This is a genomic window from Pseudomonas sp. NPDC087612, assembly GCF_044743505.1.
Taxonomy (GTDB): Bacteria; Pseudomonadota; Gammaproteobacteria; order Pseudomonadales; family Pseudomonadaceae; genus Aquipseudomonas.
In genome coordinates this window covers 204,329-224,385 of the sequence record NZ_JBIUWO010000002.1, presented here as the reverse complement: position 1 = coordinate 224,385, position 20,057 = coordinate 204,329, and the positions used below count along the sequence as shown (strand labels likewise).

Annotated in this window: 14 protein-coding genes and 1 tRNA gene; 7 read left to right on the top strand and 8 right to left on the bottom strand. The window is 62.8% G+C overall.

From position 1 onward, the window contains the following. Nucleotides 1-7: 7 nt before the first annotated feature. From ACIOVF_RS04620 to ACIOVF_RS04605, 4 genes are all read right to left on the bottom strand, one after another. Entirely contained in the window at nucleotides 8-1,222 is a 1,215-nt protein-coding gene (locus ACIOVF_RS04620) for a hypothetical protein (protein WP_045193492.1), read from the bottom strand. After that, nucleotides 1,213-3,540 (bottom strand): hypothetical protein, encoded by a 2,328-nt coding sequence (locus ACIOVF_RS04615; RefSeq protein ID WP_401287868.1) that lies wholly within the window; start codon nucleotides 3,538-3,540, stop codon nucleotides 1,213-1,215. Before ACIOVF_RS04615 ends, ACIOVF_RS04620 begins: the two co-directional genes overlap by 10 nt. A 199-nt stretch (nucleotides 3,541-3,739) precedes the next feature. Then, nucleotides 3,740-4,063, bottom strand: coding sequence for a chemotaxis protein CheY (locus ACIOVF_RS04610; protein ID WP_230090928.1), 324 nt, complete (start codon nucleotides 4,061-4,063; stop codon nucleotides 3,740-3,742). A 198-nt stretch (nucleotides 4,064-4,261) separates the two neighbouring features. Continuing rightward, nucleotides 4,262-4,639 carry a hypothetical protein gene (locus tag ACIOVF_RS04605; RefSeq protein ID WP_093386285.1) on the bottom strand — a complete coding sequence of 126 codons (378 nt, stop codon included), beginning with the start codon at nucleotides 4,637-4,639 and terminating at the stop codon, nucleotides 4,262-4,264. A 210-nt stretch (nucleotides 4,640-4,849) separates the two neighbouring features. On the opposite strand from ACIOVF_RS04605, the gene ACIOVF_RS04600 reads away from it, so the two are divergent. The 7 genes from ACIOVF_RS04600 to ACIOVF_RS04570 all read left to right on the top strand — a co-directional run bounded on the left by ACIOVF_RS04600 (nucleotide 4,850) and on the right by ACIOVF_RS04570 (nucleotide 17,132). After that, complete coding sequence (locus ACIOVF_RS04600; protein ID WP_401287864.1) at nucleotides 4,850-7,678, top strand: ATP-binding protein; 2,829 nt, start codon at nucleotides 4,850-4,852, stop codon at nucleotides 7,676-7,678. Beyond that, nucleotides 7,665-8,858, top strand: coding sequence for an EAL domain-containing protein (locus ACIOVF_RS04595; protein WP_045193498.1), 1,194 nt, complete (start codon nucleotides 7,665-7,667; stop codon nucleotides 8,856-8,858). Before ACIOVF_RS04600 ends, ACIOVF_RS04595 begins: the two co-directional genes overlap by 14 nt. A 77-nt stretch (nucleotides 8,859-8,935) precedes the next feature. Then, nucleotides 8,936-12,166, top strand: coding sequence for a response regulator (locus tag ACIOVF_RS04590; RefSeq protein ID WP_401287860.1), 3,231 nt, complete (start codon nucleotides 8,936-8,938; stop codon nucleotides 12,164-12,166). Between the two features lie 71 nt (nucleotides 12,167-12,237). After that, the gene (locus tag ACIOVF_RS04585) at nucleotides 12,238-12,885 is read left to right on the top strand and encodes a response regulator (protein WP_045193500.1); all 648 of its coding nucleotides are present in this window, start codon (nucleotides 12,238-12,240) and stop codon (nucleotides 12,883-12,885) included. A 170-nt stretch (nucleotides 12,886-13,055) separates the two neighbouring features. Continuing rightward, entirely contained in the window at nucleotides 13,056-13,652 is a 597-nt protein-coding gene (locus ACIOVF_RS04580) for a fimbrial protein (RefSeq protein ID WP_401287857.1), read from the top strand. 87 nt (nucleotides 13,653-13,739) lie between these two features. Beyond that, on the top strand, nucleotides 13,740-14,483 hold the full coding sequence (locus ACIOVF_RS04575) for a molecular chaperone (RefSeq protein WP_401287854.1): 744 nt from the start codon (nucleotides 13,740-13,742) through the stop codon (nucleotides 14,481-14,483). An 84-nt stretch (nucleotides 14,484-14,567) separates the two neighbouring features. Beyond that, nucleotides 14,568-17,132, top strand: a complete 2,565-nt coding sequence (locus ACIOVF_RS04570; protein ID WP_401287851.1) for a fimbria/pilus outer membrane usher protein — start codon at nucleotides 14,568-14,570, stop codon at nucleotides 17,130-17,132. A 125-nt stretch (nucleotides 17,133-17,257) separates the two neighbouring features. Here ACIOVF_RS04570 and ACIOVF_RS04565 read toward each other — a convergent pair. The 4 genes from ACIOVF_RS04565 to bamC form a co-directional block, all read right to left on the bottom strand. Next, nucleotides 17,258-17,347, bottom strand: a tRNA-Ser gene (locus ACIOVF_RS04565). Nucleotides 17,348-17,440: 93 nt separating this feature from the next. Further along, nucleotides 17,441-18,151, bottom strand: a complete 711-nt coding sequence (gene purC, locus ACIOVF_RS04560; RefSeq protein WP_045193505.1) for a phosphoribosylaminoimidazolesuccinocarboxamide synthase — start codon at nucleotides 18,149-18,151, stop codon at nucleotides 17,441-17,443. A 27-nt stretch (nucleotides 18,152-18,178) separates the two neighbouring features. Beyond that, nucleotides 18,179-18,937 carry an MBL fold metallo-hydrolase gene (locus ACIOVF_RS04555; RefSeq protein WP_401287847.1) on the bottom strand — a complete coding sequence of 253 codons (759 nt, stop codon included), beginning with the start codon at nucleotides 18,935-18,937 and terminating at the stop codon, nucleotides 18,179-18,181. Beyond that, on the bottom strand, nucleotides 18,938-20,050 hold the full coding sequence (gene bamC, locus ACIOVF_RS04550) for an outer membrane protein assembly factor BamC (protein ID WP_093386324.1): 1,113 nt from the start codon (nucleotides 20,048-20,050) through the stop codon (nucleotides 18,938-18,940). Between the last annotated feature and the right edge of the window lie 7 nt (nucleotides 20,051-20,057).

Genomic DNA, 20,057 nt, shown 5'->3' with positions numbered 1-20,057 from the left:
TTTCTCCTTACCTTGCCCGGGCCTGCCAGGCCTGGATTTCCTCACCCTCGGCCGGCGTCATGTCCGGCCATGGCACGCCTTCGGTCTGGTACAGCGGATCATTGAGCTGACGCTCAGCGCGCTTGCTGACGATATGCCGGGTGGCGTACTTGACCGACACCGCTTGCGGACCAGCCTGCAAGAACTGCTGCGGCTGACGCCCGGCCACCAGCCACTCGACCATGGCCGACGGCGCTTCGAGGCGCTCGTACAGCTGCGGATAACGGGCCACCAGGCGGGTCTGCGCGGTCGGGTCGCTGACCTCTTCGATGCGCAGCCACCCAGCTTCAGTGCGTACGATGCCGATGGCGATGCAGTCGGCGGGCGTCTGCTGGTCGGTGCCCAGGGCATTCAGGCACTGCAGCAAGTCCTGGTAATAACGCTCGACCGGCGGCCGGTTCTGCTTGCCCTTGACCTGCTCGACGGTCAAGGTGCCGTCGGCCTGAACGATCAGGCTGATGGTGATGTGTGGCTGGCCCTGGCCGTCGCGAAAACTCAACACGCGCATGCGCCGCTGCTCCACCGCTTCGGCATAGCGCTCGCCGTAGCCGCCGGTGAGGGCGCGGCGATCGGCGAACTGGCCCAGGCAGTGGCGCATCACGTAGCTTTCAAAGGCCATCTCGGCGCGCAGCAAAGGGCTCTCGGGGCGCAGCTCCTGCAATACGTGCTCAGCAGTGGTCACCCGCGTGAGCAAGGCCTCGGGCTGGCTCTGGCGCCAGCCCTGCTCGAGCCGCGCGGCCATCTGCGCGTGCTCCTTGTGCCACAGCGCCAGCGCCTGCGGGCAGTTGATGCGATCGAGCTTGCCAGCCAGCGCGGTGCCCTGGCGCGAGGTAAGGAACTCCACCAGCAAGGCCTCCTCGGCCAGCAGTGGCGCCTGCTGCGGATCGATCCAGACCAGCGGCGCCTGCTGCGACTGTTTGCCGGCGTCGCCCAAGTGCCTGGCCACCCACGCCGGCGGTTCGGCCCCCAGCGCCTCGACCGCCTGCTCCAGGGTCAGGATCGGCCGCGCCGGCTCGAAGTTGCCGACCAGGTGCCGGTAGAAATGGTTGAGCAACCATTTGCCCACCTCTGGCGCATCACCACGGGCCTTGCTGCGCTCGGCAATGGCGCGCTTGAGTTGATCGGCATTGAGTGCGTTGCGCGGGGCGTAACCGGACTGTCGCAGCTCCGGTGTCACTTCCATATCTGCCACCAGGCCTTGCCAGCCGGTTTATCAACGGCCTGCAGCTCGGCGATGCTCTGGCTGAAGATTTCATTGTTGCTCTGGTCGATAGCGTTGTCCGGATCACTGCGCAGGATCGAGCGCTGGTAGTAGGCGATGGCCTCTTCCTTGCGCCCCAGGCCCTTGAGCACATCGCCGGAGCAACCCAGCAGGCTGGCGATGTCACCTTCGTTGACATAGGGCGCGTAGCGCAGCCACAGGCTGGTGGCGGCCTCCGGCAGGTTGTACGACAGGTACGTGGCCACTTTTATCCGCGCGAACAGTTGCGAGATTTCCAGGTCTTTGTCGGCGACTCCTTGCTCTTCCTGCCATTTGAGCACGCGCTCGAGCCAGATCAGGATTTCGCGTTCGCGGTCCAGGCGGTACAGGGCCCGGCTGACTTCGAACAGGTACTCTTCGGGGTCGTGGCGGCTGTAGCCATAGTCGGCGGCGAAGTGCCAGAGCTGCTCGGCGGCTTCGGCGATGCCCGCGTCATCCCCCAGCTCAATGCGGTTTTGCAGGGTGCCATGATAGTGTTCTGCGAACGGACTGGCGGCAATGCCACGGGCATGCAGCTCCAGGGCCTGCTCATACATGCGCTGGTCGTTGTAGCAGCGGTAGTTGATCGCCAGGTTGTTGCAGAGCATCGAGTACATGTGCACACAGGCATCGTAACGATGCCCGCGACCGGTGGCGAAGCATTGCTCCATGCGCGCCTGGCCACGTTCGTAGGCCAGCTTTTGTACTTCGCGCAACAACGACCAGGCCTGATCTGCTTCCTCGCTCGAGAGCTTCTCGACTTCCACCTCGACCAGGTCGTCGATGTTGCAAGCGAAACTGTAATAGTTCATGCCACCAGCCATTGTCAGCAGCGGTTGGCGCAAGGCATCGACAATGCCGAACACACTGGCATTGGCGCTGAACAGGCTGTAGGCGCTACGGTGGTCTTGCATATTGCCGGCCGAAACGGCCTCGCGCAGCATCGTAAGTTCAGTGTTGGCGTCAATGCGCCCGGCCTGGCGTTCACGCACTGCCAGCAGGCGGTTGATCCAGGGGTGGTTCGGCGCGCGGCGGCGGGCTTCTTCCAGGGCCTGGGCGAAAACGTTGTCGAGCTGCTCAAGGTCATCGCGGGCAGCATGCAGCGCATCGAGCAACGGGCCCATGGACGGCGTCGACTCGTCGCGCCATGGCAGCCCGGAAACAAACCGCTCCAAGACCTTTTGATCATCACAGGCGCGCATCACGCACAGCGGCCACCATGGCGACTGGTCCTCGGCATCGAGCAGGCGATCGTGTACCCAGTAGGCAGTGCCCGGCCACATCTGGTTGCGAACGCCATAGATCTCCATGAATGCACGCTGCCCGGCGTCGTCGATCTGACCGTTTTCAAGCAACCAGGGCAAGTGGAATTCGACAAAGTTGTCACCGCCGCTGGAGTCCAGTTCCAGGGTCGCCACTTCACAGATTTTCAAGGCGCCGGGCAGGTCGCCCTGGGCCTTCAATGAGCGCGCCGCCAGGCGCGCCAGGCGCACTTCCCACTCGCGGCGCTGGGGCAGCGACAGCTCAGCGATCAACTGCACCACAGGTTGCTCGAACATCGCCAGGCGCAGCGGCACGATTTCGATCAGTGCATCGCCCAGCCACAGCCAGTCGTTGCCGTCGACGTCCTGGTCAGCAGCGGCGGTGCGCAACGCGGTAATTGCCGCCAGCGCCGCTTCGCGAGCCTCTTCGTCACGTTCGTGGGCAGCCAGCACCCGCGCCCGGCGCCGGTGTTGGTCGGCATCGTCCCAGGCCCGCAAGGCATGGCGGCCGGGGTTGATCAACGCCAGGGTGTGACGCACCTCGATGGCCTTGAGGGCGACGTCGAGGGTGGTGTGCTGCAGATCGTCAAAAATGCGGTAGCGCCGGTACTGTTCGATATCGAACGCCAGCGACTCGTTGCTCAGTTGCTGCAGGGCGTCGAGGGCCTGCAGCAGGCCTTGCTCGTCTTTGAGGTAGTTGCACAGGCGCAGCTGGTAGATCAGCAGGTTGACCTTGAGTTCGTTGCGCGCCTCTTCTGGCGTCGCCTCGATCAGCGCCTGGCCGTCGTCGGCCAGCACCGCCCTGGAGGCGTCGGCGTCACCGGCGTTGACCCACAGTACGTGCAGACGATCGATCGACTCCAGCGAGGCCGCCTTGAGCGGCTGGGCGCGCAGCAGGCCCAGCACGTGGTCGTCACCGTGTTCCTGATGCTCGACCTCAAGACGGTCGATGAATTGATCCAGCTGGATTCCGGACAGCACGGTGCTGTTCTGCGTCATTGTGAACTCCATTTGCGAATGACTGTGCATCGCCCGATGCGTCCTGCGCCGGCGCCCTTGAACGGGCCAACGGGTACTCGTGTACGTCGGCCCTGAAACAGGCAACGATGACGAAAGGGATCGGGCAATACAGCGAGGTGCTGCACGCTACCAGTTGGCGTTTGAAAATCCAAGCGGGTGCGGGGTGTGGGCGCGCTGATTAATGCGCAAACAGCGGATCGACACTGTGCAGGCAGCGCTTGATCGAGTCGAGGTCCGGTGCCGGCGACAGGCACAGTTGAATCCTGGCATTGACCGGCACCGAGACCCGCGAGCAATCGGCGCGTTGCCCTTCATAGATCAGCGCATGGCGGATGCGCGGGTTGTCGTGGCAGAACTTCAACAGGTTGAACTGCCGGGAAGGCACCAGCACCGTGTTGACGATCAACAGGTCGAAGGGTGTGCCCTGCGCCCGGGTCGCGGCTTGCAACGCTTGAAAGCTACTCAAGTGGGCAACGCGGCTGTACCCCAGGCGGTTGAGCATGTTTTCTATCTTGCTTCGCTGATCCTGCTGCCGATCAGCGATCACTATGCGCAATGCTATGTTTGACATTCGGTAAACCTGACAGATGGGCTCCGCGAGTCTTTATAAACGCTGCGACTCGCTGAAGTACTGGCAAGGTTACCGTTGGTCGTCTGCAGAGACTCTAAGACAATTCTCAAACGCCCTTACGCCCAAGCCTTAAGGCGTGGTCAGGGTAATCAGGTAGGCGCCGGAACTCAGGGCCTTGCCGGAAGCATCCAGCAGCGCGTACTGCTGGTTGTAGTAACGCCCGGCCGTGCCGCTGTCGGCCACCAGCCTGACGTTGACCGGCGCATGGTCGGGCGTAGTGACCGAAGCCTGCGGGACGACCTGCTGCAGCTCGATGCGGGTACCCCGGGCCTGGGCCGGGCAATCGCTGAGGTTCAAGGCACCGGCCCGGGCCGAAGGCGTGCACGGCGACTCGACGATGCTGCCGGTGAAATTGATCACGCCCTGGGCAACCGGCGTGGCGGCCATGCAGGCCCCGTTCAGACCCAACAGCAACCCTGCAGCGATAGCAACATATTTACTCTTCATGCCGACACTCCTGCGAAAACGGTTGATACCTTGAGTGTCGGCCAGACGGCGCAATGTTTAAGGATTGTCTGATAGGCATTGTTGCGCTTTGCCAAGCAGGTCGCAGAACCGGACAAATAAGCGCCCGCTGGCTGGTCAACGCCTGCGCCAGGGCCTATGTTTAAGGATTGTCTGATGTCTGCAGCATTCGCGACTCACTAGAGTCGGCGAATGAGATTAAAAAGCTACCTGCTGCAAATCAGCCCGCTTCTTTCCAGCCCCGAAGCCGCCCGCCGCTTGCTGCGGTTGTTCGCCGTGGTTTTGCTGATCGGCATCTTCAGCGGCGTGTACAACTTCCTGTTGTTCACCTTCAACAACGACATCTCCCAGCGTCGCGGCTACATGAGCAGCGCGATCGCCGAGGCGCACACTTTCTTCACCAACCGCGAGGCCTTGCTCGAGAGCCTGAGCCTGTCGGCGGTGCGCAAGTCGAAACAGGCAAGGCCCCTGGTCTACCTGCCATCGAGCGAAGAAGTGCACCTGCAGCTGGGCAGCACCAGCGACAACCGCTGGAGCATCTGGCTGACCCAGCGCATGCGCGATTACATGAAGGACAAGCAGGTCAGCCTGCTGTATGTCGACACCGGGCCGAACGCGCAGGTCAGGCGCCTGTACAACTCCGCCCCCGGGGTGCCGGGGTTTTCGCCGCGCATGCTTGAGCAGCTACAGGCGCTCAAGGACAACAGCCCCTACCCCGCCGCCGAACTGTGGCTGACCGACCAGACCGAGCAGCGCTCGTACCTGTACATCTTCATTCGCCTGGATGAGCGCGACGCCGAGTCGGGCTGGCTGGGCCTGGAAATGGACAGCCGTGAGGTGTCGGCGGCGCTCAATGACCAGAGCGCCGGTGAGTTCATGATGCTCAACTCCGAAGGCATGCTGGTGTTCACCAACAGCCACGATACGCAGTTGGGGCGGATGCTGCTCAACTCCCAGGGGGAAAACTTCTTCGGCTTTGTCGGCGACGGCTGGATCCCCGACCACCTGGTGATCCGCAAGCACCTGAAGTCCTCGGACTGGCAACTGGTGTACTCGATCGACCTGCTGGCGGTGCTGGCCGGGTTGTGGAAGCAACTGGTCGGCTCGCTGCTGTTCTGCCTGTTTACCGTGACCTTGATCCTGCTGCTGATGCGCCGCATCGAACATCGCTTCATCGCACCGGCGATCAACCGCATCCAGGCCCTGATCGAAAGCGAAGCGTTCAGCCGTGATGTGATCCAGACCGCGCCGGTGGCCTTGTGCGTATTGCGCCGCACCGACGGCAAGGTGGTGCTGGAAAACACCCTGGCACAACAATGGCTGGGCGACGGCCTGGAGCGCGATGTGCTGTGCGCCGGCTGGATCAGCCAGGCCTTCGCCAGCCAGCAAGCCGAGCGCAGCGACTACTTCGCCACCGCCGATGGTCGCCACCTGTACCTGAGCAGCGCGCCGACCCGCTACAACGGCGAGGACGTGCTGTTCTGCGCCTTCAGCGACATCAGTGCGCGCAAGCAGGTAGAAGCGGCGCTGGAAGAAGCGCGGCAATCGGCCGATGCCGCCAACGAGGCCAAGACGCTGTTCCTGGCAACCATGAGCCATGAAATCCGCACCCCGCTGTACGGCGTGCTGGGCACTCTGGAACTACTGGCGCGCACCCAGCTCGACGCCCAGCAGCGCGATTACCTGCACGCGATCGAAGGCTCGTCGGCGACCCTGTTGCAGTTGATCTGCGACGTGCTGGATGTGTCGAAGATCGAAGCCGGGCAACTGGCCCTGGAGCTGAGCGAGTTCTCGCCCGCGGAGCTGGTCCACGAGGTCATCCAGGGCTACAGCGCCGCGGCCCAGGGCAAGAACCTGCAGTTGTACGCCTGCTTCGATCCGCAACTGCCGGAGCGGCTGATTGGCGACGTGACGCGGATCCGCCAGATCCTCAACAACCTGCTGAGCAACGCAGTCAAGTTCACCGACAGCGGCCGGGTGGTGTTGCGGGTCAAGCTGATCAACCGCGATGGCGAGCGTTCAAGCCTGATGTGGCAGGTGTCGGACACCGGCAAGGGCATCGCCGAGGAAGACCACCCGTACATTTTCGAGCCGTTCTACCAGACTGAAGGCAACACCAACGTAGTGGCCGGCACCGGCCTGGGCCTGCCGATCTGCCAGCGCCTGACCCAGTTGATGAACGGCCAGTTGCGCATGGTCAGCGAACTGGGCCTGGGCAGCAGTTTTACCCTGACCCTGCCACTGGAAGAAGCCTCGGCCAGCAGCGACCTGCCGGCCCAGGGCAACCTGTTGCCCGAGACCATCTACGTAGTCTCGCCGATTCGCGAGCTGGCGCAGTCGATCAGCGGCTGGCTACGCCGCTGGGGCGCCCGGGCCCAGGTCGGGCGGCCAACGCCGGCGGATGCCGCCAGCGGCCACCTGCTGCTCGAGCTGCACCCCGGCAGCGCCGAGCAAGCGCTGGTGGCCGACTGGAGCGGGCCACTGATCCTGGCCAGCGCCCATGGCTGCTGCGAGCCGCAACTCGAAGACGGCCGCTGGCAGGTCAACCTCAACCACCTCAGTGCTCTTTACCAGGCTGTCCGCCAGGCCCAGGGGCTGTGGATCGCCCGTACCGATGACCCGCAAAAGCGCGAAATGCAGAAACTCGAGCTGCACATCCTGGTGGCCGAAGACAACATCATCAACCAGTTGATCCTGCGTGATCAGCTCGAAGAGCTCGGCTGCACCGTCGAGTTGGCGGGGGACGGTATCGAGGCCCTGCAATTGTGGAAAAGCGGGCACTTCGACGTGGTCCTGACCGATGTGAACATGCCCAAACTCAATGGCTACGAACTGGCCAGAGAACTGCGCCGCCAAGGCTGCTCGATCCCGATCATCGGAGCGACGGCCAATGCCATGCGCGGCGAAGCCGAACTATGCCTTGCAGCCGGAATGAATCATTGCCTGGTCAAGCCTTTCGCGTTGCGGGCCTTGTTCAACTATCTGGCGCCTTATCAAGAGACCTCCAATGAAGCCCTATAACATCTTGATCGTCGAGGACCACCCGTTCCAGCACATGTACTTGCAGCACCTGTTCAGCGAACTGGGCGATTTCCATTTCGAAGCGGCCCAGGACGGCAAGGAAGCACTGGAACACCTGCAGCGGCGTGACTTCGACCTGGTGCTGACCGACCTGCTGATGCCCGGCATGGACGGCGTGCAGTTCATCCAGGGCCTGGCCAGGCTGCGCAGCAAACCGGACCTGGCAATCATGAGCGCCGCCTCCAAGCGCATGCTCATGGCTGCAAGCCTGGTGGCCAAAAACCTTGGCGTCGAAGTAATCGGCCTGCTCTCCAAGCCGGTCAAGCCCGATGCCCTGCGCAACCTCACCGATCAGCTCAACGGCAAGAACCGCAGCGCGCCGCCGGTGCCGCCGGCGGTGGCGCAGTTCGACTACCAGGCGCTTATCCATGGGCTGAGCAACGGCCAGTTCCAGGCCTGGTTCCAGCCGAAAAAATCCCTCAGCAATGGCCGCATCGTTGCCGCTGAAGCCCTGGTGCGCTGGATGCACCCGGAGCAAGGCGTGCTGCTGCCCGGCGCGTTCCTGCCGGCGTTCAAGACCTTCGAGCTGGAAGAGCGCCTGCTGTGGCTGATGCTCAAGCAGGCGATCCATGCCCAGGCGCGCTGGCGCCAGCAGGGGTATGACATTCCGGTATCGATCAACCTGCCGACCCACCTGCTCAACAGCCATGACCTGGCCGACCGCCTGCTGGAGTTCGTCCTGCATCACCAGGGCATCCCCGGCAAGATCTGCTTCGAGCTGATGGAGTGCTCGGTGCCCCAGGACATCAGTAACTTTTACGCCGGCGCCTGCCGCCTGCGCATCAAGGGCTTCGGCCTGTCCCAGGATGACTTCGGCAAGGGTTACAGCTCGTACATGAACCTGGTCTCGACGCCGTTCACCGAGCTCAAGATCGACCGCGCCCTGGTCCAGGGTTGCCATGAAAACGAAAGCATGACCTCGGCGCTGACCAGCATCGTCGCCCTGGGCCGCAAGCTGGGGCTGACGGTGGTCGCCGAAGGGGTCGAGACGCCCCAGGAGCTGGCCCTGTTGCGCAAGATCGATTGCAACCAGGCCCAGGGGTTTCTGATTTCCCACGCGGTGTCGTCCGAGCAGTTCCAGCAACTGCTCACCAATGACGGGCCGGCCACCTTCTATTGAGTGGCCGCAGCGCCCTTGAACTGCCAGCAGAGGTACACTCCATCCAGCCACCATTACCGATACTGCGGAAGTTCCTGATGAAGCACGACAACGCCCTGCTGGAAAAACTCACCCGCAGTTCGTTGCGTCTGAACAAAGGGTTGATGGTGCTGCTGGGCCTGGCGTTGTTGTTGGTCGGCACCAGCTATTGGTCGTTTCAGCGCCTGATCGAAGAGCAGCACGATAACGTGCGCTTTCATTTTGCCCGGCTGATGGAAAACATCCGCGAACAGGAAGTGTTCTTGCGCAGCCTGGCCCAGCGCAGCCACCAGGGCGAATTACTCAAGGACGAGAATGCCCAGGTGCGCTTGCTCAAAGCCTTGCCGGAAGAAGGCCCGAATATCTACCAGGGCCAGGAGTTTTCCTACTCCATGCCCTTCAGCGCCAAAATCGACCCGGAGAAAATCGCTGCCAGCGAATACGCCAAGATCTTCTCCCTCGGCGCGCACCTGGCGAGCTTCTACAGCGCCTTCTGGTCGACCTCGCACTACCAGTCGCCGCATGTGTTCCTGTTCAACCAGCACGGCAACTTCGACATCACCGTGCCAGCCGCCGGCCATGCAGGGGGCAAGACTGTCCCGCACAACGAAACCTTCGTCGACATTGTCAGGACCGTGATCGATCGCCTGCCACGCGACCATCAGCTGCTCCGCGAAGGTGAAGTCTGCTGGCAACACTATGGCCCGAGCGCCACCAGCCCCGGCCCGGCGCGCATGCTGGCGTACATCGGCATCCAGCTGGCCGCGGACGAGATACGCATCAAGGGCGCCGATACCCGGGTGATGATCGCCAGCATCCTCGACCTGTCCCTGGCCAATGACTATGAACGCATCATGGAATGGTCAATCTATGACCACTTCACCTTGGTGGCGCCTTCCGGCCAGGTACTGATCGGCGCGCTGTGGCCAGAATCGCCGTTGCATGAAGGGATCAACTTCAAGCCCGAAGGCCTGGTGTTCAAGCTGGTCAACCACAATGGCCCGGAGTGGACAGCGGTCTATGCCCTCAACTACCGCAGCTTCTTCGGCTATGCGCTATGGCCGCTGGCAAGCCTTGGCGCCTTGCTGCTCGGCGCTATCGCCATGGGCTGGGGCGCCAATCGCTGGTACCGCCGCCAGGTGATCCTGCCGGCGCGCCAGGCCCATGCCAGCATCGCCGAAAGCGAAGCCTTCAGCCGCGTGGTAATCGACACCGCGCCCACCGGCCTGTGCGTGGTGCGCCGCGCCGACAACCAGGTGCTGATGGAAAACCAGCGGGCCCAACAGTCGCCGGGCAGCGCCAAGCTGATCAGCGCCCTGGAGCGGCGCACCGACCAGGGCGAGACGGGTGAGACCTACCTGGAAATCGACGGCCGGCACCTGCAGGTAGGTTTTGTCTCGACCCGCTACCAGGGCCAGGATGTGCGCCTGTATGCCTTCAACGACGTCACCCGGCATATCGAGGACGCCACGGCCCTGGAAGAAGCTCGGCGCGCCGCCGATGCCGCCAACGAAGCCAAGACCCTGTTCCTGGCGACCATGAGCCATGAAATCCGCACCCCGCTGTACGGCGTGCTCGGCACCCTCGAACTGCTCGGCCTGACTCGCCTGGAGCCGCGCCAGCAGGAATACCTGCAGACCATCCAGCGCTCGTCGGCTACTTTGTTCCAGCTGATCAGCGACGTGCTCGACGTGTCGAAGATCGAGTCCGGGCAGATGGCGATCGAGTCCATCGAGTTCTGCCCCCTGGACCTGATCGAAGACACCCTGCACACCTATGCCGCCTTCGCCCAGCGCAAGGGCCTGCAGCTCTATGCCTGCACCGACGCCGCGCTGCCCGAGCGCCTGTTCGGCGACCCGATGCGCATTCGGCAGATCCTCAACAACCTGTTGAGCAATGCCATCAAATTCACCGACACCGGGCGCGTGGTCCTGCGCACCCGGGTGCTGGCGCGAGAAGATGACAAGGTCAACCTGGAGTGGCAGGTCACCGACACCGGCATCGGCATCTCCACGGCGCAGCAGGCCAAACTGTTCGAGCTGTTCTACCAGGTGCAGGACGCCTGCAGCGAAGGTGGCGCAGGCCTGGGCCTGCCGATCTGCTGGTGGCTTAGCGAAATGATGGGTGGGCAACTGAAAGTGGTCAGCGAACCGGGGCTGGGCAGCAGTTTTGCCCTGCGCATGAGCTTGCCGGTGCTGGCAGGCCAAACCCTAAGCAGCGCGCCAGTTGCAGCCGCGTCGATTCCGGTTTACGTGCGCGCCCCGGTACAGGAGCTGGCGCAATCGTTGGTCGACTGGCTTGTCCGCCTCGGCGTACACGCCGCCCTGGCCCCCCAACCGCTGGAAGCCAAGCATGCGCCGGCGGTACTGGTCGATGCCTTGCCGGCGACCAACGCTCCAGCCTGGCCGGGGCCACGGGTGCTGTGCACGGCCGGTGGGCGCAACCCGCCGGAATACACCGGGCAGGGCTGGAATGTCGACCTGCACAACCTGCGCGCCATCGCTGATGCGGTGGGCATGGCCCGCCTGGGCGCGCCGCAGGCATCGCAGCAGGCCGCGCAACAGCAGGCCGACAACCTGCAACTGCGCATCCTGGTGGCCGAAGACAACCCGATCAACCAGGCGATCATCAAGGAACAGCTCGAGGCCCTGGGCTGCACCGCGGTGGTCGCCAGCAACGGCGAACAAGCGCTGCACCTGTGGCAGCCCGAAGTCTTTGACCTGGTGCTGACCGACGTCAACATGCCGGTCATGAACGGCTATGAACTGGCCCGCACCCTGCGCGAGCATGACCCGCAGTTGCCGATCATCGGCGTCACCGCCAATGCCATGCGCGAAGAGGGCATGCGCTGCATCGCCGTCGGCATGAACGCCTGGATCGTCAAGCCGCTGAGCCTGCAGACCCTGCGCGGCCATCTGCTCAAGCTCTGCCGCCCGGCCTTGCACAGTGCCGCGGTGCGGGTCGAGCCAGACACCCTCACCGCTCCCGCCGCCGCCCCGGCCAGCGACAGCCTGCAGCTGTCAGAAAGGATGCGCCCGCTGTTCATCAGCACCATGCGCGATGACTTGCAGTTGATCCACTGCGCGCTGGAGCAAAGTGACGGTAGAATCGTCGCCCAAAGGCTGCACAGCATCGCCGGCGCCCTGGGCGCGGTACAGGCCAGTGAGCTGGCCGAGCACTGTACGGCGCTTGAGTGCCGCCTGGCTGGTGCGGTGCTGAATGCCTCACTGCGCCTTGAAGTGCAGCAGATACTGAGCCGGCTTGCCGCTGTTGTGGATGCGCTCGAGTAACAACAATCAGGCTTACCTGCGGCCGTATGGACACCCCCTAACCTTCTATACCGGTACTACGGACAGCCACTATGGACAAACTCAAAGTCATCATCGCGGACGATCACCCGATCGTGCTTCTCGGTGTGCGCGAATTGGTAGAACGTGACGAACGTTTTTGCGTGGTCGGCGAAGCCGTGTGCTCAAAAGGCCTGATCGAGCTGCTCGAACAGCAACCGGTGGACCTGGTGATCACCGACTACAACATGCCGGCCGATTCACCCTATGGCGACGGCCTGAAACTGGTCGATTACCTGAAGCGGCACTTTCCGCATTTGCAGGTGCTGATCCTGACGATGATCTCCAACCACCTGATTCTCACCCGCCTGCATGAGCTGGGCGTGGTCGGGGTGATCCAGAAGAGCCAGTTGCACACCGAAATCCAGCTGGCGCTCAAGGCCGTGGCCCAGCAGAGCCAGTACCGCAGCCTGGAACCTGCAAAAACCTCGGTCATCGAAACCACCGCGGCGATCGAGGACCGGTTTGCCACACTGTCACCCAAAGAGTTTGAAATACTGCGACTGTTTGTCGCCGGTAAAAGTGTCAGTGATATTGCCCGCAGCCAGAACCGAAGTGCCAAGACCATCAGCGCACAAAAGATTTCAGCCATGCGCAAACTTGATGTTAATAGCGACCAGGACTTACTGGCTTATTGTCTGGCGCGCAGTATCTTCAACTAAGTTACCGGGCAACAAGGTCAGCGGCCGATATAGACTTTGTTGCCAGAACGCCCGCCCCAGCTGGGCTCAGGCCTTATAAGAATCGTCTGATGTTCGGTAAACACCCCCCGCTCTATTGTGTATTGGCATTTTCATGCAGCACTTTCCAACCAATACAAATGGACATCACCATGAAGAAGTTCTCACTGGCCCTTATCACCCTGTCCGTACTTGCAGCGTCCGGCGCTGCCCTGGCTGCGGACCCAACCCCGGTTCAAGGTGGCAGCGGCAAGATCACCTTCACCGGCGTGATCAACAACGACGCCTGCTCGGTTGACGGCGCCAACGCTGATCGCGTGATCTCCGTGGACATGGGCACTGTATCGATCAAGGACATGGGCACCGCTGAAAGCCCGTCCTCGGGCCGTGTCACCGGTAAAGACTTCAACCTCAACGTCAACTGCAACCTGGGCACCAAAGTCTCGATGATCTTTGACGCCGCCAGCGGCGGTTCGGGCCTGGTCACCGGCAAGAAAGTCCTGGCCCTGACCAAAGGCACCGGCACTGCAGCCAACGTCGGTATCGCCCTGCTCGACAGCAACGGCGCGCTGATCGACCTGAGCTCGAAAACCACCGCCAAGATCCAGAGCGATATGCACGGTACCGGCGCTGCCGGTGGCGATGCGATCCTCAACTTCTCCGCCGCCTACGTCACCACTGGCGCAGCGGGCACTGCCACCGCCGGTCGCGGTGACGCCACCCTGCCGTTCATCCTGCAATACGAATAAGTCGTAGCGCCTGAACTGCTTTGTGCGAGGCCGCCCGGCCTCGCCATTGGCCCTGAAGCAAAACCCCTGAATCAAACGGTACAGACCATGTTGCGTCGTTCTATTCCCGCATGCCTGGGGCTGCTCGGCATGCTCATGGCCGGCCAGGCCATGGCCAGTATTTCGCTGAGTGCCACGCGGATTGTCTTTGATGGCAACCACAAGGAAGCCAACGTCACCGTGCGCAATGGCAACCAGGACGTGCTGATTCAATCCTGGGTCGACGACAGCGATGCCCAGCGCAGCGTGCCCTTTGCCGTGACCCCGCCACTGGCACGGGTGTTCGCCCGTGAACAGCAGTTGCTGCGGGTGCTGTACGAAGGTGCCGGAATGCCTGCGGACAAAGAGTCGGTGGTCTGGCTCAACGTCCAGGAAATCCCCCAGGCCGCGGCCGCCGCCAACACCCTGCAACTGGCCGTGCGCCAGCGCATCAAGATTTTCTTCCGCCCCGCAGGCTTGCCGGGCAACGCCCTGATGGCGCCGACCGAATTGCAATGGCAACTGCTGCGCCAGAACGGCAAGACCCTGTTGCAGGTCAGTAACCCGAGCCTTTATCACGTCTCGATGGCGGATATAAAACTTGAGGCGGGCAAACAAAGCGAACTGGCAGCGGACTCGACCATGGTCGCGCCGGGTGAAGTAAAGACATTTCCGGTTAAAACCCTGGGTAGCGATAACAACGTGCGCCTGAGTTTTTCCAGCATCAATGATTACGGTGCGCAAAATCAGTACACCACGACACTGTCCAGCGGCCAGGCAAGTACCGCTGCCCAAGCGCCGGGCAAACAATAACGGTTAATGCCCAGGCGTTAATCCTGCGCGTAACTGCGCCCCTCGCCGCGCCCAGTCGTTATTCGGGATACAAGGTTCCTTCGCATGTCTTTATCTTCCGGTAACAGGCCAACTCATTGCGCCGGCCAACGTGCGCGCGCTCAGTCTGCAACTGCCCGCCTGTGGAAGTTGAGCGCCCTGTCGCTGGCCGTGCTTGGCGCAATGCCGGTGCTGGCCGCGCAGGACGCCAGCGACGCACAACAACTGGAAGCCTTCAACACCACCTTCCTGCAGGGCGCGCCCTCGTCGGTCGACCTGCAACTGCTGCTGTCGGCCAACAGCGTATTGCCGGGCAACTACCGGGTCGACCTGTACAGCAACGAAGTGCTGGTGGGCCGGCGTGACATCGATTTCAACCGCAACCCGGCCACCGGCCGCGTCGAACCGTGCCTGACCCTGGAACTGCTGCAACAGCTTGGCATCGACCTGAACAAACTTCAGGCCCAGGGCAAGTTCGACCCGAACACCCCGCAAAGCTGCTACGACCTGCCGGCGCTGATCGACCAGGCCAGCCTGCGCTATGACGCCGCGCGCCTGCAACTGGCGGCCAGCGTGCCGCAAGTGGCAATGCAGCGCGGCATCCGTGGCTACGTCGACCCGGCGCTGTGGGATGACGGCGTGCCGGCGGCGTTCATCAACTACCAGTACAACAGCAGCCGCAGCGCCGGCGATGCCGACACGCGCATCGCCAATAACCTCGGCCTGCGCAACGGCATCAACCTCGGTGCCTGGCGCTTGCGCAACGAGTCAAACTTCACCAGCAGCACCGGTCGCCCGAGCACCTTCAAAAGCAATCGCAGCTATCTGCAACATGACGTCACGGCCATCAAGGGCCAGTTCAGCGCCGGGGACATCTTCAGCGACACCGACCTGTTCGACAGCGTGCGCTATCGCGGCGTGAAGCTTGCGTCCGACGAAGGCATGCGCGCCGACAGCGAACGCGGCTACGCGCCGATAATCCGTGGCGTGGCGCAGACCAACGCCACCGTCGAGATCCGCCAGAACAACTACATCCTGTACACCGCCAGCGTGCCGCCAGGGCCGTTCGAGATCAGCGACATCTACCCGTCCGGCTCCAACGGCGACCTGCAAATCACTATCGTCGAGGCGGACGGCCGCCGCCGGGTGACCACCCAGGCGTTCTCCAGCCTGCCGATCATGGTGCGTGAAGGCCAGGTCAAATACAGCGTCTCGGCCGGCCAGTTCAACAGCAACACCGACGGCATGGCCACCCCGAACATCCTCAGCAGTACCCTGGCCTACGGTATCAGCAGCAGCCTCACCGGGATCATCGGCGTACAGGCCAGCGACAACTACAAGGCGCTGTCGCTGGGCGCCGGCAAGAACACTTCGCTGGGTGCGGTGTCGTTCGACGTCACCCATTCGAGCAGCCGCGCACTGGGGCAAACCACCCAGGGCAACAGTGTGCGTGCACTCTACGCCAAGACCTTCACCGGCACCGACACCAACTTCACCCTGGCCGCGTACCGCTACTCCACCGAAGGTTTCCGCACCCTGACCGACCACGTCCAGGATTTGAGCAGCGACCTGGAGCGGCGCCCGGGCAACTCCAAGACCCGCACCGACCTGACCATCAACCAGAGCATGGGCCGCAACCGCGAACTGGGCAGCCTGTACGTCAACGCCAGCGACCAGCGCTACTGGAACCGCGGCGGCTCGCAGAGCTTTTCGGCCGGCTACAGCAACAACTGGGGCGAAGCCAGCTACAACCTCGGCGTTACCCGCACCAAGGATTTGGGCGACGGCTACGGCGGCTCAAGCAGCGATACCCAGTTCAACCTCTCGGTGTCTTTCCCGCTGGGCAGCCGCGCGCGGGCGCCGCGTGCGTTCATCACCACCAGCACTCAAAAAGGCGGCGACAGCACCCAGGTTGGCGTCAACGGCTACCTGTCCGAGACCAGCGACACCTTCTACTCAGTCCAGGGCGGCAACAGCAGCTCCGGCGGCAACTCCGCCTCGGCCAACCTCAACACCCGCACCTCGGTGGCCGACATCACCCTGGGCTACAGCCAGGGCCGCGGCTACGACTCGCAGAACCTCAACGTATCGGGCTCGGTGGTTGCCCACCAAGGTGGCATCAACCTCGGCCAGACCGTCGGCGAAACCTTCGCCCTGGCCCAGGTGCCGGGCGTCAAAGGCGCCAAGATCAGCAGCTACAGCGGCGTCGAAACCGGGCGCAACGGCTACGCAGTGATCCCCAACGCGCAACCATACCGGGTCAACTGGATCAGCCTGGACACCCGCGAACTGGGCGGCGACATCGAAATCGACAACGCTACCCAGCAACTGGTACCGCGCCGCGGCGCTGTGGTGGTGGCCCGCTACACCGGCAAGAGCGGGCGGCGGGTGCAGTTCGAGCTGTTCGACGAACAGGGCGCGATGATCCCGTTCGGCGCCTCGCTGGAAGACGCCAGCGGCAAGCAACTGGCAATTTCCGACCCCAACGGCAAGGCGCTGGTGTTGCTGGAAGAAGACCAGGGCAGCCTGACCATCAAGTGGGGCGAGCGCCAGTGCAATGCGCCGTATAGCCTGCCGGAGCGGGACAAGGCGTTGAACTATGAGCGTCAGCGCTTGGTGTGCCGACCCTGATGCGGCCTCATGTGACCAAAAGCCCCGCAATGCGGGGCTTTTTGTTATCTGTGTGATCTGGAACTTATTAATAGGCAGAAACGAAAAAACCCCTGAACCTTGCGATTCAGGGGCTTTCTCTTGTATGGCGGAGAGATAGGGATTTGAACCCTAGGTACTGTTGCCAGTACAACGGATTTCGAATCCGTCCCGTTCGGCCACTCCGGCATCTCTCCAGTGGCGCGCATGATACCAGCAGTTTGCCGAAAGGCAAAGCCTGTTTGCGAAAAAAATTCGCGTGGTATCAGGCGCTTGCGTGAACTTGCCAGTTACAGCGGCACGCCCAGGCGTTTGGCAACTTCTTCGTAGGCTTCGATAACGTCGCCCAGACCCTGGCGGAAGCGGTCCTTGTCCATTTTCTTGCGGGTTTCTTTGTCCCACAGGCGGCAGCCGTCTGGGCTGAACTCGTCACCGAGGACGATCTCGCCGTGGAATACGCCGAACTCGAGCTTGAAGTCGACCAGCAGCAGGCCAGCGTCGTCGAACAGTTTGTTCAGCACGTCGTTGACCTTGAGCGACAGCTCTTTCATCTTCGCCAGTTGCTCGGCGGTGCCCCAACCGAAGGCCACGACGTGGGATTCGTTGATGAACGGGTCGCCCTTGGCGTCGTCCTTGAGGAACAGCTCGAAGGTGTGCGGGGTGAGCTTCATGCCTTCTTCGACGCCCAGGCGCTTGACCAGGCTGCCGGCGGCGTAGTTACGCACGACGCATTCGACCGGGATCATGTCGAGCTTCTTGACCAGGCATTCGTTGTCGCCCAGCAGCTTGTCGAACTGGGTCGGGATGCCGGCTTCTTCAAGCTTTTGCATGATGAAGGCGTTGAACTTGTTGTTCACCATGCCCTTGCGGTCGAGCTGTTCGATGCGCTTGCCGTCGAACGCCGAGGTGTCGTTGCGAAACAGCAGGATCAAGCGGTCAGCGTCGTCGGTCTTGTAAACCGACTTGGCTTTGCCGCGGTAGAGTTCTTCACGTTTTTCCATGATGGGCTCCGCTTGCTAAATGATGGGCTAGGCGATTTCACGCCAGTCGAGCCCGGAATCCTGATTGGCCACTTGCAGCCAGTCCGGGTCGCAGCCGAGGGTATCGACGAAGCATTGCCGGGCCAGCTGTGGCTGGTTGTTCTTGCTGCTGAGATGGGCCAGCACCAGGTGTTGCAGGTTCTGCCAGTCCAGCTCCGACACCAGGCGCGCGGCCTGATGGTTGTTCAAATGTCCGTAGTCGCCACCCACCCGCTGCTTCAAAAACATCGGGTACGGCCCGCGTCCGAGCAGGTCGCGACAGTGGTTGGCCTCGATCAGCAGGGCGTCCAGGCCCTGGTAGCGGCTGAGCAGGGCCGCATCATACGAGCCCAGGTCGGTCAGCACGCCAAAGCGCCGGCTGCCATCGCCAAACACGTACTGCAGCGGCTCCAGCGCGTCGTGAGTGACACCGACGGCGGTAACGCTCAGGTCGCCCAGCTGCAAGGTGTCGTTGGCGGCCAGGAAGCCTGCGGCCTCGACCGGCTTGCGCATGCCGCGCAAGGTGCCGCGGCTGAGGTAGACCGGTACATTGTAGCGCCGCGACAGCAACCCGACCCCATGCACGTGGTCGGCATGTTCGTGGGTGACCAGCACCGCGCTCAATTGCGCCGCAGAAACGCCGAGCAGCGCCAGGCGCCGCTCGGTTTCACGCAGGGAAAAGCCGCAATCGACCAGCAGCAAGGTATTGCCACTGGCGATCAGCGTGCCATTTCCCTGGCTTCCACTTCCAAGTACGGCGAAGCGCACTTAACCCAGGTTGTCCTGAATCACGCTCAGCACGCGGCGGGCAACGTCTGCCGGGGCCACGGTGTTGATGTTCTTCTCGACGGTGACCTGGACGCTTTCGCCCACCTTGCTCAGGCGAACCTGGTAGCGCTCGGCACGGGCTTCACGCTCTTCCTTGCTCGGCGCACTGCCGAACAGGCGGCTGAAGAAGCCTGGCTGCTCTTTGGTCTCGGCTTTCTCGGCAAGGTTGATGTAGTACAGGCCCAGGCTGCGGTTGATGTCTTCAACGCGCCATTCGCCCTGCTCCAGGGCACGGCCAACGCTGGACCAGGCGCGATCGAGGTCGGCGCCCAGGTTCAGTACCGGGTTGCCGCTGCCGTCTTCGCTGAGGCTGACGCGGCTCGGGGTATCGAAGTCGCGGGCGGCAAGCAACGACACCGAACCGCCTTTCTCGGCGCTGCGGGTCATGCTGGCGAGCATTTCGTCGACCAGGATGGCGTCAACACCGGTGTTGGCCGAACGTGCCGGGAATTCCTGCTCGGCAGTGCTGCCGGCCGGGCGTTCGACGGTCACGACGTAGACTTCACTGGTGTTGCGCTGCACGCCCGGCTCGATGCGGATGCGCGCACGGACTTCGTTGTCGCTGCTGCTCGAGGCACTGCCCAGGCGCTTGGCCATGGATGCCGAGAGTTCGTCGAACCGCTGCCAGGTGGTGTTGAATTCGCCGGTTTGCGGACGCTCTTCGGCAATCCGGAAGCCGTTGTCTTCAAAGAACTGACGGGCCACCGGCCAGACTTCGGCCGGCGAGCGCTGGGCCAGCACCCAACGCGAGCTGCCGCTCTTCTGCAGGCTGAAATCGCTGATGTCGGCCGCGGCGTTCAACGGCAGCGGACGCGGCACTTCGAATTCGCCCTTGACGTTGTCGTCGGCGACGTTGCGCGGGATCGGCAGCAGCGGGTCGAGCCGCTTGGCGCTGCTGACGTCCGGTGGCAGCTGCATTGGCGGCTTCTGGGTAGCCTCCAGATAATCGCTGCCACGGTCACGGAAGTAACCCTCTTCGCCCCAGAGCCAGCCGCAACCGCTGGTACTGGAGATGATCAAGGCAAGGGCGGAAAGACCAGCCAATCGCTTCATGCGGTGT

What these genes read in the sequence shown, in the direction of transcription:
- ACIOVF_RS04620 (WP_045193492.1), bottom strand. Translation starts at nt 1,222, where the DNA reads ATGGAAGTGACACCGGAGCTGCGACAGTCCGGTTACGCCCCGCGCAAC.
- ACIOVF_RS04615 (WP_401287868.1), bottom strand. Translation starts at nt 3,540, where the DNA reads ATGACGCAGAACAGCACCGTGCTGTCCGGAATCCAGCTGGATCAATTC.
- ACIOVF_RS04610 (WP_230090928.1), bottom strand. Translation starts at nt 4,063, where the DNA reads ATGCTCAACCGCCTGGGGTACAGCCGCGTTGCCCACTTGAGTAGCTTT.
- ACIOVF_RS04605 (WP_093386285.1), bottom strand. Translation starts at nt 4,639, where the DNA reads ATGAAGAGTAAATATGTTGCTATCGCTGCAGGGTTGCTGTTGGGTCTG.
- ACIOVF_RS04600 (WP_401287864.1), top strand. Translation starts at nt 4,850, where the DNA reads ATGAGATTAAAAAGCTACCTGCTGCAAATCAGCCCGCTTCTTTCCAGC.
- ACIOVF_RS04595 (WP_045193498.1), top strand. Translation starts at nt 7,665, where the DNA reads ATGAAGCCCTATAACATCTTGATCGTCGAGGACCACCCGTTCCAGCAC.
- ACIOVF_RS04590 (WP_401287860.1), top strand. Translation starts at nt 8,936, where the DNA reads ATGAAGCACGACAACGCCCTGCTGGAAAAACTCACCCGCAGTTCGTTG.
- ACIOVF_RS04585 (WP_045193500.1), top strand. Translation starts at nt 12,238, where the DNA reads ATGGACAAACTCAAAGTCATCATCGCGGACGATCACCCGATCGTGCTT.
- ACIOVF_RS04580 (WP_401287857.1), top strand. Translation starts at nt 13,056, where the DNA reads ATGAAGAAGTTCTCACTGGCCCTTATCACCCTGTCCGTACTTGCAGCG.
- ACIOVF_RS04575 (WP_401287854.1), top strand. Translation starts at nt 13,740, where the DNA reads ATGTTGCGTCGTTCTATTCCCGCATGCCTGGGGCTGCTCGGCATGCTC.
- ACIOVF_RS04570 (WP_401287851.1), top strand. Translation starts at nt 14,568, where the DNA reads ATGTCTTTATCTTCCGGTAACAGGCCAACTCATTGCGCCGGCCAACGT.
- purC (WP_045193505.1), bottom strand. Translation starts at nt 18,151, where the DNA reads ATGGAAAAACGTGAAGAACTCTACCGCGGCAAAGCCAAGTCGGTTTAC.
- bamC (WP_093386324.1), bottom strand. Translation starts at nt 20,050, where the DNA reads ATGAAGCGATTGGCTGGTCTTTCCGCCCTTGCCTTGATCATCTCCAGT.